This is a genomic window from Pseudomonas sp. URMO17WK12:I12 (genome assembly GCF_000514395.1).
Classification (GTDB): Bacteria; Pseudomonadota; Gammaproteobacteria; order Pseudomonadales; family Pseudomonadaceae; genus Aquipseudomonas; species Aquipseudomonas mucoides.
This window is the reverse complement of the sequence record NZ_AZVV01000011.1, coordinates 297,716-307,887: the sequence shown is the minus strand read 5'-3', so window position 1 is coordinate 307,887 and position 10,172 is coordinate 297,716. Positions and strand designations below refer to the sequence as shown.

Sequence of the window (10,172 nt, the reverse complement as noted above, 5' to 3'; positions counted from 1 at the left end):
TAATTGCCCGTGAGGCTTGACCATATAACACCCAAGCAATTTGCGTCGAAAGGCCAGATTGCGGTGTGTGAAGACGATACAAAGTCGAAAATTCGAAACGAAACACACAAATCTATTGCATACCCATTCGCTGGAGCGTGATCTCGCAAGAGAAAACGACCTGGCTACCGAATTTCTTGACGACCATAGAGCATTGGAACCACCTGATCCCATCCCGAACTCAGCAGTGAAACGATGCATCGCCGATGGTAGTGTGGGGTTTCCCCATGTGAGAGTAGGTCATCGTCAAGATTAAATTCCGAAACCCCTATCTGCGTATGCAGGTAGGGGTTTTGTTTTGCCCGCAGGAAATCCGTCTTGTCGGTTTTCTATGCAACGGCTCGGGGCATGGCTATCATGCGGGCCTCATTGTGAGGCGAGACTTGCATGCTGACGTTGTTAAAGCTTCTTAAAGATGGCCGGTTCCATTCGGGCCAGACCCTGGGTGCTGCACTGGGGATCAGTCGTAGTGCGGTGTGGAAGCAGCTTCAGCATCTAGAGGCTGAGCTTGGCTTGTCAGTTCATAAGGTGCGCGGTCGCGGATATCAGCTGGCTGCACCGTTGACGCTATTGGATCCTGTCGCCATATCGGACGAGGCGCCTGCTTGTGGCTGGCCAATTTTGCTCTTCGACTCAATAGACTCCACCAACGCTGAGGCCTTGCGCGCTATCGAGCGTGGTCAGGCTGCGCCATTTTTGGTGCTTGCCGAGCGCCAGACAGCTGGTCGCGGGCGGCGAGGGCGTAAGTGGGTCAGCCCTTTTGCAGAGAACGTCTATTACAGCCTGGTATTGCGCATTGACGGTGGAATGCGGCAGCTGGAGGGTTTGAGTCTCGTTGTCGGTCTTGCTGTCATGCAGACATTGCGAGCGCTCGGTGTTCCAGGAGCGGGATTAAAATGGCCCAACGATGTTTTGGTGGGGCAGAAAAAGATCGCCGGGATATTGCTCGAATTGGTGGGTGATCCTGCGGATGTCTGTCACGTAGTGTTGGGTGTTGGAATAAACGTCAATATGCAGATGACTGAAGAGGTTGATCAGCTATGGACGTCAATGCGTCTGGAGTCAGGTAAGGCCTTTGACCGCAATCACCTGGTTTCGGAATTGGGCTCGATGCTCCAGAAATACCTGGCTCGACACCAGTTAGACGGATTTTCCTCTATCCAGTCGGAGTGGGAGCAAAACCATCTTTGGCAGGGGCGGGCAGTGTCTTTGATTGCCGGCGTAAGCCAGATAGATGGTGAGGTATTGGGTATCGACAGTCAGGGGGCTTTGCGCTTGAAAGTAAATGGCGTTGAAAAAGTCTTTAGTGGTGGTGAGCTCAGTTTGAGGTTGCGCGATGATTCTTGAGCTCGACTGTGGAAACAGTTTTATCAAATGGCGTGTGCTCTGTGCAGATGTCCGGCGAGTGTTTAGTGAAGGTGTGGTTGATTCGGATGATGCTTTGTTGGAGGGCTTGAGCAATCTAGATGGGCTCGCACTTAAGCATTGTCGGTTGGTCAGCGTTAGAACGGCTGAAGAAACCGCTGCTTTAGCTTCTATATTGACGCAAGCTTTCGGTGTGTCCGTGGTGTGCGCGACTCCAGCCCGCGAAATGGCCGGAGTACGCAACGGGTATGACGAGTTTGAGCGGCTGGGTCTCGATCGCTGGCTTGCGATGCTCGGAGGGTTTCATCTGGCTTCCGGCGCGTGTCTGGTGCTTGATTTCGGTACCGCTGTGACGGCCGACTTCATTGCAGCGGACGGGGAGCACCTCGGTGGCTTTATCTGTCCTGGGATGCCCTTAATGCGCAACCAGTTGCGAACCCATACTCGAAAAATTCGATACGGTGACCTGGCTGCCGAGCGAGCGCTCGAAAGTCTCGCTCCTGGCCGTACAACCGTCGAAGCGGTAGAGCGAGGGTGCTCTCTTATGCTGAGGGGGTTTGTCCTGACTCAGTTGGAGTTGGCGCGTAGTTACTGGGGGGATGAGTTTACTGTATTCCTTACCGGGGGCGATGCGACGCTGGTTTCCGGAATCGTGCCCGAAGCCAGGCTGGTTCCAGACCTGATTTTTGTAGGTTTAGCGATGGCATGTCCATTGTCCTGAGGTTTTTATGCGCTGGTTGTTCCTCTTGCTGCTCGTACTCAACGTCTTCTATTACATTTGGCATCAACAAGAGGCCCCGCTGCGGGCGAAAGATGTAACGCCTTTGAGCTTGTACCGAGGGGCGCAACAGGATATTCGCTTGTTAAGCGAGGCGGCGGAAACGACTCGAGATAAAGGAAAATCCGCAGAGGCGGTTAATGGTTGTCTCTATTTGGGGGGCTTTGCTCGCCAGGAGACCGTCCTGCTGGTAGGGCGCCGACTGGGAGAGATAGGCGTCAAGTATCAGTCTTTGCCGAAAGACGCCGTCGAGTCGTCTGGTTATTGGGTGCGTGTAGCCCCCGAAAGCCAGCGTTTGCTGGATGATTTGCAGCTGCTAAACCTTTCTAAAGAATTCAATGAGTTAAAACATAAAATAATGCCGTGTGAGGGGGTTGCACCGGCTGAATAGTTTGCATAGAATGGCGCCCGCTTCGCAGTGAAGACCTTTAGCGGTCAGCAGTGCGGAAGCGGTGTCAATGCAGCTAACCTCAGGTTTTTAATGAGAAAAATGCTTGACAGAAGGCTGGCATGATGTAGAATGCCGGCTCGCTTAGGAGGGGTTCCCGAGCGGCCAAAGGGATCAGACTGTAAATCTGACGTCTACGACTTCGAAGGTTCGAATCCTTCCCCCTCCACCAATTTTAGCGAGAGCTGCAAGCTCCGCGGGTATAGTTTAGTGGTAGAACCTCAGCCTTCCAAGCTGATGATGCGGGTTCGATTCCCGCTACCCGCTCCAAGTTTGCAGATCCTGCAAAGTGTTACGCTCTTGTAGCTCAGTTGGTAGAGCACACCCTTGGTAAGGGTGAGGTCAGCGGTTCAAATCCGCTCAAGAGCTCCATATAACAAGGCAGATATGAAAATATCTGCCTTTGTTTTAATGGTTGATATTACTTGCTCAATTCTTTTGTTGGGGGTTGTTTCGATGGCTAAGGAAAAGTTCGATCGTTCGCTGCCGCACGTTAACGTTGGTACTATCGGTCACGTTGACCATGGTAAGACTACGCTGACTGCTGCTCTGACTCGCGTTTGCTCCGAGGTTTTCGGTTCGGCCATCGTTGATTTCGATAAAATCGACAGCGCGCCAGAAGAAAAAGCTCGCGGTATCACCATTAACACTGCACACGTCGAGTACAACTCGAAGATTCGTCACTATGCTCACGTTGACTGCCCAGGTCACGCTGACTATGTGAAGAACATGATTACTGGTGCTGCCCAGATGGACGGCGCTATCCTGGTTTGCTCGGCCGCTGATGGTCCGATGCCGCAAACCCGTGAGCACATCCTGCTGTCCCGTCAGGTAGGCGTTCCGTACATCGTGGTTTTCCTGAACAAGGCTGACCTGGTAGACGACGCTGAGCTGCTGGAACTGGTTGAGATGGAAGTGCGCGATCTGCTGAGCACTTACGACTTCCCGGGCGACGACACTCCGATCATCATCGGTTCGGCGCGTATGGCTCTGGAAGGTAAAGACGACAACGAAATGGGCACCACTGCCGTTCGTAAACTGGTTGAGACTCTGGACAGCTACATCCCAGAACCGGTTCGTCTGACCGACAAGCCGTTCCTGATGCCAATCGAAGACGTATTCTCGATCTCCGGTCGCGGTACTGTTGTGACTGGTCGTATCGAGCGCGGTATCGTTCGCGTTCAGGATCCACTGGAAATCGTTGGTCTGCGTGACACTACCGTCACCACCTGCACCGGTGTTGAAATGTTCCGTAAGCTGCTCGACGAAGGTCGTGCTGGCGAGAACTGCGGCGTGCTGCTGCGCGGCACCAAGCGTGACGACGTTGAGCGTGGCCAGGTTCTGGTTAAGCCGGGTTCGGTTAAGCCGCACACCAAGTTCACCGCAGAAGTTTACGTTCTGAGCAAGGAAGAAGGCGGCCGTCATACTCCGTTCTTCAAAGGCTACCGTCCACAGTTCTACTTCCGTACTACTGACGTGACTGGTAACTGCGAGCTGCCAGAAGGCGTTGAAATGGTAATGCCAGGTGACAACATTCAGATGACTGTTACCCTGATCAAAACCATCGCGATGGAAGACGGTCTGCGCTTCGCTATCCGTGAAGGCGGCCGTACCGTTGGTGCTGGCGTTGTAGCTAAAATCATCGAGTAATTATCTCTTCTGAGATAGCTCGGTTTTTTTGAGAAGGCCTCCGCTTAGCGGGGGCCTTTTTTATTGGGTTGACACCTATCTGGGGCGTCTATAGAATTGCGCCTCCTTTTAACGGGCGTATTGCGCTCGGTGGGAATAGCAGCCGGAGTCTGAAATCCAATGCAAAATCAGCAAATCCGTATCAGGTTGAAGGCTTTTGACCATCGCCTGATCGACCAATCCACCCAGGAAATCGTGGAAACCGCGAAACGTACTGGTGCTCAAGTGCGTGGTCCAATTCCACTGCCTACCCGTAAAGAGCGGTTCACCGTTCTGGTCTCCCCGCACGTCAACAAAGACGCGCGTGACCAGTACGAGATCCGTACTCATAAGCGCGTTCTGGACATCGTCCAGCCAACGGATAAAACCGTTGATGCTCTTATGAAGCTTGATCTTGCGGCCGGTGTGGAAGTGCAGATCAGCCTCGGCTAAGACTCGGTCTTAGTCGTGTAACGCTCTGAAATGGGCGGCCATAGCGGGTGAAAGCCCCGTACACTCATGAGGTTTACAACATGACTATTGGTGTAGTCGGTCGTAAATGCGGTATGACCCGTATTTTCACCGAAGAAGGTGTCTCCATTCCGGTCACGGTCATTGAGATCGAACCGAATCGCGTCACCCAGTTCAAAACTGAAGAGACCGATGGCTATCGTGCAGTGCAAGTCACTGTAGGCGAGCGTCGTGCTTCGCGTGTTACAGCTGCTCAAGCTGGCCACTTCGCTAAAGCGAACGTTGCTGCTGGTCGTACCGTAATGGAATTCCGTCTTGAAGAAGGCGAGTACCAGGCCGGCGATCTGATCAACGCTGAAATCTTCGCCGCTGGTCAACTGGTTGATGTAACCGGTCAGTCCAAGGGTAAAGGCTTCCAGGGTACGATCAAGCGTTGGAACTTCCGCGGGCAAGATAATACCCACGGTAACTCCGTGTCCCACCGCGTTCCAGGCTCTATCGGCCAGTGCCAGACTCCTGGTCGTGTATTCAAGGGCAAAAAAATGTCCGGTCATATGGGCGCTGAGCGCGTGACCGTGCAGTCCCTCGAAGTAGTGCGCGTGGACGCTGAACGCAATCTGTTGTTGGTCAAGGGCGCTGTTCCTGGCGCTACTGGCGGCAACTTGGTTGTACGTCCAGCAGCCAAGGCTCGCGGTTAAGGGGAAGCTGACATGCAATTAAATGTAAATGACGCTCAAGCGATCGAAGTTTCCGAACTGACATTTGGCGGCGAATTCAACGAGACGCTGGTTCACCAAGCAGTCGTGGCCTACATGGCCGGCGGCCGTCAGGGTTCCAAGCAGCAAAAGACCCGTTCCGACGTTCGTGGTGGCGGTAAGCGCCCATGGCGTCAGAAAGGTACTGGCCGTGCTCGTGCCGGTACTATCCGTAGCCCAATCTGGCGTGGCGGCGGTACCACTTTCGCAGCTCGTCCTCAGGATCACACCCAGAAGCTGAACAAGAAGATGTATCGCGCAGCAATGCGTTCCATCCTTGCTGAGCTGGTGCGTACTGATCGTCTGGTAGTGGTTCAGGACTTCGCTGTTGATGCACCGAAGACCAAAGATCTGCTGAACAAACTGACCGGCATGGGCTTGACTGACGTCTTGATCGTGTCTGAAGTCGTTGATCAGAACCTGTACCTGGCTGCTCGTAACCTGCCACACGTTGATGTACGTGACGTGCAAGGTTCCGATCCAGTTAGTCTGATCGCATACGACAAGGTGTTGATCACCGTGTCGGCCGTGAAGAAATTCGAGGAGCTGCTGGGATGAACCAGGAACGCGTATTTAAAGTTCTGCTTGGCCCGCACGTTTCCGAGAAGGCTACGGTTCTGGCTGACAAGAAAGGCCAGTTCGTTTTCAAGGTTGCAACTGACGCAACCAAGCTGGAAATCAAGAAGGCCGTCGAAAGCCTGTTCAGCGTGAAAGTAGAGCGTGTTACTACCCTGAATGTTCTGGGTAAGAGCAAGCGCACTGCTCGCGGTCTGGGCAAGCGTAATGACTGGAAGAAGGCAGTTATCTCCCTTCAGCCAGGCCAAGATCTCGATTTCAGCAGCAGTGCTGAGTAAGGAAGGGGTGCATCATGGCAATCGTTAAATGCAAACCGACTTCCCCTGGCCGCCGTTTTGTGGTCAAGGTGGTCAATCAGGAGCTGCATAAAGGCGCTCCTCACGCACCGCTGCTCGAGAAAAAATCGAAGACTGGTGGTCGTAACAACAATGGTCGCATTACCACTCGTCACATCGGTGGTGGCCATAAGCAGCATTATCGTCTGGTCGATTTCCGTCGCAACGACAAAGATGGCATCTCTGCCACTGTCGAGCGTATTGAATACGATCCAAACCGTACTGCTCACATCGCTCTGCTGCTGTACGCAGATGGCGAGCGTCGCTACATCATCGCCCCTAAAGGCGTGAGTGCTGGTGACCAGCTGATCGCAGGTGCTCTGGCACCGATCAAGCCGGGCAACGCTCTGCAACTGCGTAACATTCCAGTTGGTAGCACCGTACACGGCATCGAATTGAAGCCAGGTAAAGGCGCACAGATCGCTCGTTCCGCTGGTGCTTCGGCTCAGCTGATCGCTCGTGAAGGTGTCTACGTGACCCTGCGTCTGCGTTCTGGTGAGATGCGTAAAGTGCTGGCTGAATGCCGCGCGACCCTGGGTGAAGTCTCGAACTCCGAGCACAGCCTGCGTTCGCTGGGTAAAGCTGGTGCCAAACGCTGGCGTGGCGTTCGCCCAACCGTTCGTGGTGTTGCCATGAACCCGGTTGACCACCCACATGGTGGTGGTGAAGGTCGTACCTCTGGTGGTCGTCATCCGGTATCGCCATGGGGCTTCCCGACTAAGGGCGCGAAGACTCGTGGTAATAAGCGTACCGACAAAATGATCGTCCGTCGTCGCAAGTAAATAGAGGGATACGACAGTGCCACGTTCTCTGAAAAAAGGTCCTTTTATCGATCTTCACCTACTGAAGAAGATCGAAGTGGCGGCGGAAAAGAATGATCGCAAACCGGTGAAAACCTGGTCGCGTCGTTCGATGATCCTGCCACAAATGGTCGGTTTGACCATCGCAGTACACAACGGTCGTCAACACGTCCCAGTTCTCGTTAACGAAGACATGGTCGGCCACAAACTGGGCGAGTTCGCCGGTACCCGCACTTATCGTGGGCACGTGGCAGACAAGAAAGCCAAGCGTTAAGGGGTTAGGAAATGGAAGTAGCCGCTAAGTTGTCGGGCGCTCGAATCTCCGCCCAGAAAGCCCGCTTGGTCGCCGACCAGATCCGCGGGAAGAAGGTGGGCGAAGCGCTCAACTTGTTGGCTTTCAGCAGTAAGAAAGCCGCCGAGATCATGAAGAAAGTGCTGGAGTCGGCCGTAGCCAACGCCGAGCATAACGAAGGCGCAGACGTTGATGACCTTAAAGTCAGCACCGTTTTCGTCAACGAAGGGCGTTCGCTGAAGCGCATCATGCCACGTGCCAAAGGCCGTGCTGATCGCATCGTCAAGCGGTCTTGCCATATCACTGTCAAGGTTGCTGACAAGTAACGGAGTCGAAGAGATGGGTCAGAAAGTACATCCCATTGGCATTCGCCTGGGAATCGTCAAGGAGCACACCTCCGTCTGGTACGCAGACGGTCGGACTTATGCGGACTATTTGTTCGCTGATCTGAAGGTGCGTGAGTATCTCCAAGACAAACTAAAAAGCGCGTCCGTAAGCCGTATCGATATCCATCGTCCGGCTCAGACTGCACGTATCACCATCCACACCGCTCGTCCAGGTATCGTTATCGGGAAGAAAGGTGAAGATGTTGAGAAACTGCGTCAGGACCTGACCAAGCAAATGGGTGTGCCTGTGCACATCAATATCGAAGAGATCCGCAAGCCGGAGCTCGACGGTATGCTGGTTGCGCAGAGCGTAGCTCAGCAGCTGGAGCGTCGCGTAATGTTCCGTCGCGCTATGAAGCGCGCTGTTCAGAACGCCATGCGCATTGGTGCCAAAGGCATCAAAATCCAAGTGAGCGGTCGTCTCGGCGGTGCTGAAATCGCACGTACTGAATGGTATCGCGAAGGTCGTGTGCCACTGCACACCCTGCGTGCCGACATCGACTATGCCAACTACGAAGCTCACACCACTTACGGTGTGATCGGTGTAAAGGTTTGGATCTTCAAAGGCGAAGTAATTGGTGGTCGCCAAGAAGAACTGAAACCACAAGCACCAGCGCCTCGTAAAAAAGCTGCTAAGTAAGGGGTACGCCAAATGTTGCAACCAAAGCGTACGAAGTTCCGCAAGCAGATGACAGGCCACAACCGTGGTCTGGCACAGCGCGGTAGCAAAGTCAGCTTCGGCGAATATGCGCTGAAGTCTGTAGCTCGTGGTCGTCTCACCGCTCGTCAGATCGAGTCAGCGCGTCGTGCTCTGACCCGTCACGTTAAACGTGGCGGCAAGATCTGGATCCGTGTATTCCCGGACAAGCCTATTTCCAAAAAGCCCCTCGAAGTTCGGATGGGTAAAGGTAAGGGTAGTGTGGAGTACTGGGTTGCCCAGATTCAGCCAGGCAAAGTCCTGTATGAAATCGAGGGTGTTTCTGAAGAGCTGGCGCGTGAGGCTTTTGCCCTGGCTGCTGCAAAGCTGCCGCTCGCCACCGCCTTTGTTAAACGGACGGTGATGTGATGAAAGCGAATGAACTTCGTGAAAAATCCGCACAGCAGCTGAACGAGCAACTGCTCGGCTTGCTGCGCGACCAGTTCAATCTGCGTATGCAGAAAGCAACTGGCCAGTTGGGGCAGTCTCATCTGCTCTCGCAAGTTAAGCGTGACATCGCTCGCGTGAAGACTGTGCTCAACCAGCAGGCAGGTAAGTAATCATGGCTGAAGCCGAAAAAACTGTCCGTACGCTGACTGGCCGTGTTGTCAGCGACAAGATGGACAAAACCATCACCGTACTGATCGAGCGTCGCGTTAAGCACCCGATCTACGGTAAATACGTTAAGCGTTCGACTAAGCTGCACGCGCACGACGAAACCAATCAGTGCCACATCGGCGACAAAGTCACTATTCGTGAAACTCGTCCTTTGGCCAAGACCAAGTCTTGGGCGCTGGTTGATGTTCTCGAACGCGCTGTGGAAGTCTAAGGACTAGGGGTCGGAGAAATTATATGATTCAGACTCAATCCATGCTCGATGTGGCCGATAACAGCGGCGCTCGCCGTGTTATGTGCATCAAGGTGCTGGGTGGCTCCCATCGTCGTTACGCTGGTATCGGTGACATCATCAAAGTTACCGTGAAGGAAGCAATTCCTCGCGGTAAAGTGAAAAAAGGCCAAGTGATGACTGCTGTTGTAGTCCGCACTCGTCACGGCGTACGTCGTGCTGATGGCTCCATTATCCGCTTTGATGGCAACGCTGCTGTTCTTCTGAACAACAAGCAAGAGCCGATCGGCACCCGTATCTTTGGGCCAGTGACCCGTGAACTTCGTACTGAGAAGTTCATGAAGATCGTCTCGCTCGCCCCAGAAGTGCTGTAAGGAGATCCGACATGCAAAAGATTCGTCGTGACGACGAGATCATCGTGATCGCCGGCAAAGACAAAGGTAAGCGCGGTAAGGTGCTTAAGGTTCTCGCAAATAACCGTCTGGTTATCGGCGGTCTGAACCTGGTTAAGCGTCATACCAAGCCTAACCCGATGTCGGGCGTACAAGGCGGTATCGTCGAAAAAGAAGCTCCACTGGACGCTTCTAACGTCGCCATTTTCAACGGCGAAACCAACAAGGCTGACCGCGTTGGTTTCAAAGTAGAAGACGGCAAGAAAATTCGTGTCTTCAAGTCGACCCAAAAAGCGGTTGATGCTTGAACACTGCTAGGTAGA

Annotated in this window: 17 protein-coding genes, 3 tRNA genes and 1 rRNA gene; all 21 read left to right on the top strand. The window is 53.6% G+C overall.

Going from position 1 to position 10,172, the window contains the following annotated elements:
- The first annotated feature begins 175 nt into the window (after nt 1–175).
- A 5S ribosomal RNA gene (rrf, locus tag D882_RS0117285) occupies nt 176–291 on the top strand.
- Between the two features lie 135 nt (nt 292–426).
- Nucleotides 427–1,386 carry a bifunctional biotin--[acetyl-CoA-carboxylase] ligase/biotin operon repressor BirA gene (gene birA, locus D882_RS0117280; protein ID WP_027924381.1) on the top strand — a complete coding sequence of 320 codons (960 nt, stop codon included), beginning with the start codon at nt 427–429 and terminating at the stop codon, nt 1,384–1,386.
- Nucleotides 1,376–2,125: a pantothenate kinase gene (locus D882_RS0117275; protein WP_027924380.1), complete on the top strand. Its 750-nt coding sequence runs from the start codon at nt 1,376–1,378 to the stop codon at nt 2,123–2,125. Before birA ends, D882_RS0117275 begins: the two co-directional genes overlap by 11 nt.
- Nucleotides 2,126–2,132: 7 nt before the next feature.
- A complete protein-coding gene (locus tag D882_RS0117270; RefSeq protein WP_027924379.1) occupies nt 2,133–2,573 on the top strand; it encodes a hypothetical protein in 441 nt (146 codons plus the stop codon).
- A 144-nt stretch (nt 2,574–2,717) separates the two neighbouring features.
- Nucleotides 2,718–2,802, top strand: a tRNA-Tyr gene (locus tag D882_RS0117265).
- 24 nt (nt 2,803–2,826) lie between these two features.
- Nucleotides 2,827–2,900, top strand: a tRNA-Gly gene (locus D882_RS0117260).
- Between the two features lie 26 nt (nt 2,901–2,926).
- Nucleotides 2,927–3,002: transfer RNA gene (locus D882_RS0117255), tRNA-Thr, on the top strand.
- An 84-nt stretch (nt 3,003–3,086) separates the two neighbouring features.
- Nucleotides 3,087–4,280: an elongation factor Tu gene (tuf, locus tag D882_RS0117250; protein ID WP_027924378.1), complete on the top strand. Its 1,194-nt coding sequence runs from the start codon at nt 3,087–3,089 to the stop codon at nt 4,278–4,280.
- A 159-nt stretch (nt 4,281–4,439) separates the two neighbouring features.
- A complete protein-coding gene (gene rpsJ / locus D882_RS0117245; protein WP_003186070.1) occupies nt 4,440–4,751 on the top strand; it encodes a 30S ribosomal protein S10 in 312 nt (103 codons plus the stop codon).
- 80 nt (nt 4,752–4,831) lie between these two features.
- A complete protein-coding gene (rplC, locus tag D882_RS0117240) occupies nt 4,832–5,467 on the top strand; it encodes a 50S ribosomal protein L3 (protein ID WP_003186059.1) in 636 nt (211 codons plus the stop codon).
- A gap of 12 nt (nt 5,468–5,479) precedes the next feature.
- Nucleotides 5,480–6,082, top strand: coding sequence for a 50S ribosomal protein L4 (gene rplD / locus D882_RS0117235; RefSeq protein ID WP_007896707.1), 603 nt, complete (start codon nt 5,480–5,482; stop codon nt 6,080–6,082).
- On the top strand, nt 6,079–6,378 hold the full coding sequence (gene rplW, locus D882_RS0117230) for a 50S ribosomal protein L23 (RefSeq protein WP_002555488.1): 300 nt from the start codon (nt 6,079–6,081) through the stop codon (nt 6,376–6,378). The genes rplD and rplW overlap by 4 nt, the downstream gene beginning before the upstream one ends.
- Nucleotides 6,379–6,392: 14 nt before the next feature.
- The gene (rplB, locus tag D882_RS0117225) at nt 6,393–7,217 is read left to right on the top strand and encodes a 50S ribosomal protein L2 (RefSeq protein ID WP_003176423.1); all 825 of its coding nucleotides are present in this window, start codon (nt 6,393–6,395) and stop codon (nt 7,215–7,217) included.
- A 16-nt stretch (nt 7,218–7,233) separates the two neighbouring features.
- On the top strand, nt 7,234–7,509 hold the full coding sequence (rpsS, locus tag D882_RS0117220; RefSeq protein ID WP_002555486.1) for a 30S ribosomal protein S19: 276 nt from the start codon (nt 7,234–7,236) through the stop codon (nt 7,507–7,509).
- Between the two features lie 11 nt (nt 7,510–7,520).
- The gene (rplV, locus tag D882_RS0117215) at nt 7,521–7,853 is read left to right on the top strand and encodes a 50S ribosomal protein L22 (RefSeq protein WP_003103908.1); all 333 of its coding nucleotides are present in this window, start codon (nt 7,521–7,523) and stop codon (nt 7,851–7,853) included.
- A 13-nt stretch (nt 7,854–7,866) separates the two neighbouring features.
- Complete coding sequence (gene rpsC / locus D882_RS0117210; protein WP_003176422.1) at nt 7,867–8,553, top strand: 30S ribosomal protein S3; 687 nt, start codon at nt 7,867–7,869, stop codon at nt 8,551–8,553.
- A gap of 12 nt (nt 8,554–8,565) precedes the next feature.
- Nucleotides 8,566–8,979 carry a 50S ribosomal protein L16 gene (gene rplP / locus D882_RS0117205; RefSeq protein WP_007943783.1) on the top strand — a complete coding sequence of 138 codons (414 nt, stop codon included), beginning with the start codon at nt 8,566–8,568 and terminating at the stop codon, nt 8,977–8,979.
- The gene (gene rpmC, locus D882_RS0117200) at nt 8,979–9,170 is read left to right on the top strand and encodes a 50S ribosomal protein L29 (RefSeq protein WP_002555481.1); all 192 of its coding nucleotides are present in this window, start codon (nt 8,979–8,981) and stop codon (nt 9,168–9,170) included. The genes rplP and rpmC overlap by 1 nt, the downstream gene beginning before the upstream one ends.
- 2 nt (nt 9,171–9,172) lie before the next feature.
- On the top strand, nt 9,173–9,439 hold the full coding sequence (gene rpsQ, locus D882_RS0117195) for a 30S ribosomal protein S17 (protein WP_003176419.1): 267 nt from the start codon (nt 9,173–9,175) through the stop codon (nt 9,437–9,439).
- A 23-nt stretch (nt 9,440–9,462) separates the two neighbouring features.
- On the top strand, nt 9,463–9,831 hold the full coding sequence (gene rplN, locus D882_RS0117190; protein ID WP_002555479.1) for a 50S ribosomal protein L14: 369 nt from the start codon (nt 9,463–9,465) through the stop codon (nt 9,829–9,831).
- Nucleotides 9,832–9,842: 11 nt separating this feature from the next.
- Nucleotides 9,843–10,157: a 50S ribosomal protein L24 gene (rplX, locus tag D882_RS0117185; RefSeq protein WP_003176416.1), complete on the top strand. Its 315-nt coding sequence runs from the start codon at nt 9,843–9,845 to the stop codon at nt 10,155–10,157.
- Nucleotides 10,158–10,172 lie beyond the last annotated feature (15 nt).

What these genes read in the sequence shown, in the direction of transcription:
- birA (WP_027924381.1), top strand. Translation starts at nt 427, where the DNA reads ATGCTGACGTTGTTAAAGCTTCTTAAAGATGGCCGGTTCCATTCGGGC.
- D882_RS0117275 (WP_027924380.1), top strand. Translation starts at nt 1,376, where the DNA reads ATGATTCTTGAGCTCGACTGTGGAAACAGTTTTATCAAATGGCGTGTG.
- D882_RS0117270 (WP_027924379.1), top strand. Translation starts at nt 2,133, where the DNA reads ATGCGCTGGTTGTTCCTCTTGCTGCTCGTACTCAACGTCTTCTATTAC.
- tuf (WP_027924378.1), top strand. Translation starts at nt 3,087, where the DNA reads ATGGCTAAGGAAAAGTTCGATCGTTCGCTGCCGCACGTTAACGTTGGT.
- rpsJ (WP_003186070.1), top strand. Translation starts at nt 4,440, where the DNA reads ATGCAAAATCAGCAAATCCGTATCAGGTTGAAGGCTTTTGACCATCGC.
- rplC (WP_003186059.1), top strand. Translation starts at nt 4,832, where the DNA reads ATGACTATTGGTGTAGTCGGTCGTAAATGCGGTATGACCCGTATTTTC.
- rplD (WP_007896707.1), top strand. Translation starts at nt 5,480, where the DNA reads ATGCAATTAAATGTAAATGACGCTCAAGCGATCGAAGTTTCCGAACTG.
- rplW (WP_002555488.1), top strand. Translation starts at nt 6,079, where the DNA reads ATGAACCAGGAACGCGTATTTAAAGTTCTGCTTGGCCCGCACGTTTCC.
- rplB (WP_003176423.1), top strand. Translation starts at nt 6,393, where the DNA reads ATGGCAATCGTTAAATGCAAACCGACTTCCCCTGGCCGCCGTTTTGTG.
- rplV (WP_003103908.1), top strand. Translation starts at nt 7,521, where the DNA reads ATGGAAGTAGCCGCTAAGTTGTCGGGCGCTCGAATCTCCGCCCAGAAA.
- rpsC (WP_003176422.1), top strand. Translation starts at nt 7,867, where the DNA reads ATGGGTCAGAAAGTACATCCCATTGGCATTCGCCTGGGAATCGTCAAG.
- rplP (WP_007943783.1), top strand. Translation starts at nt 8,566, where the DNA reads ATGTTGCAACCAAAGCGTACGAAGTTCCGCAAGCAGATGACAGGCCAC.
- rpmC (WP_002555481.1), top strand. Translation starts at nt 8,979, where the DNA reads ATGAAAGCGAATGAACTTCGTGAAAAATCCGCACAGCAGCTGAACGAG.
- rpsQ (WP_003176419.1), top strand. Translation starts at nt 9,173, where the DNA reads ATGGCTGAAGCCGAAAAAACTGTCCGTACGCTGACTGGCCGTGTTGTC.
- rplN (WP_002555479.1), top strand. Translation starts at nt 9,463, where the DNA reads ATGATTCAGACTCAATCCATGCTCGATGTGGCCGATAACAGCGGCGCT.
- rplX (WP_003176416.1), top strand. Translation starts at nt 9,843, where the DNA reads ATGCAAAAGATTCGTCGTGACGACGAGATCATCGTGATCGCCGGCAAA.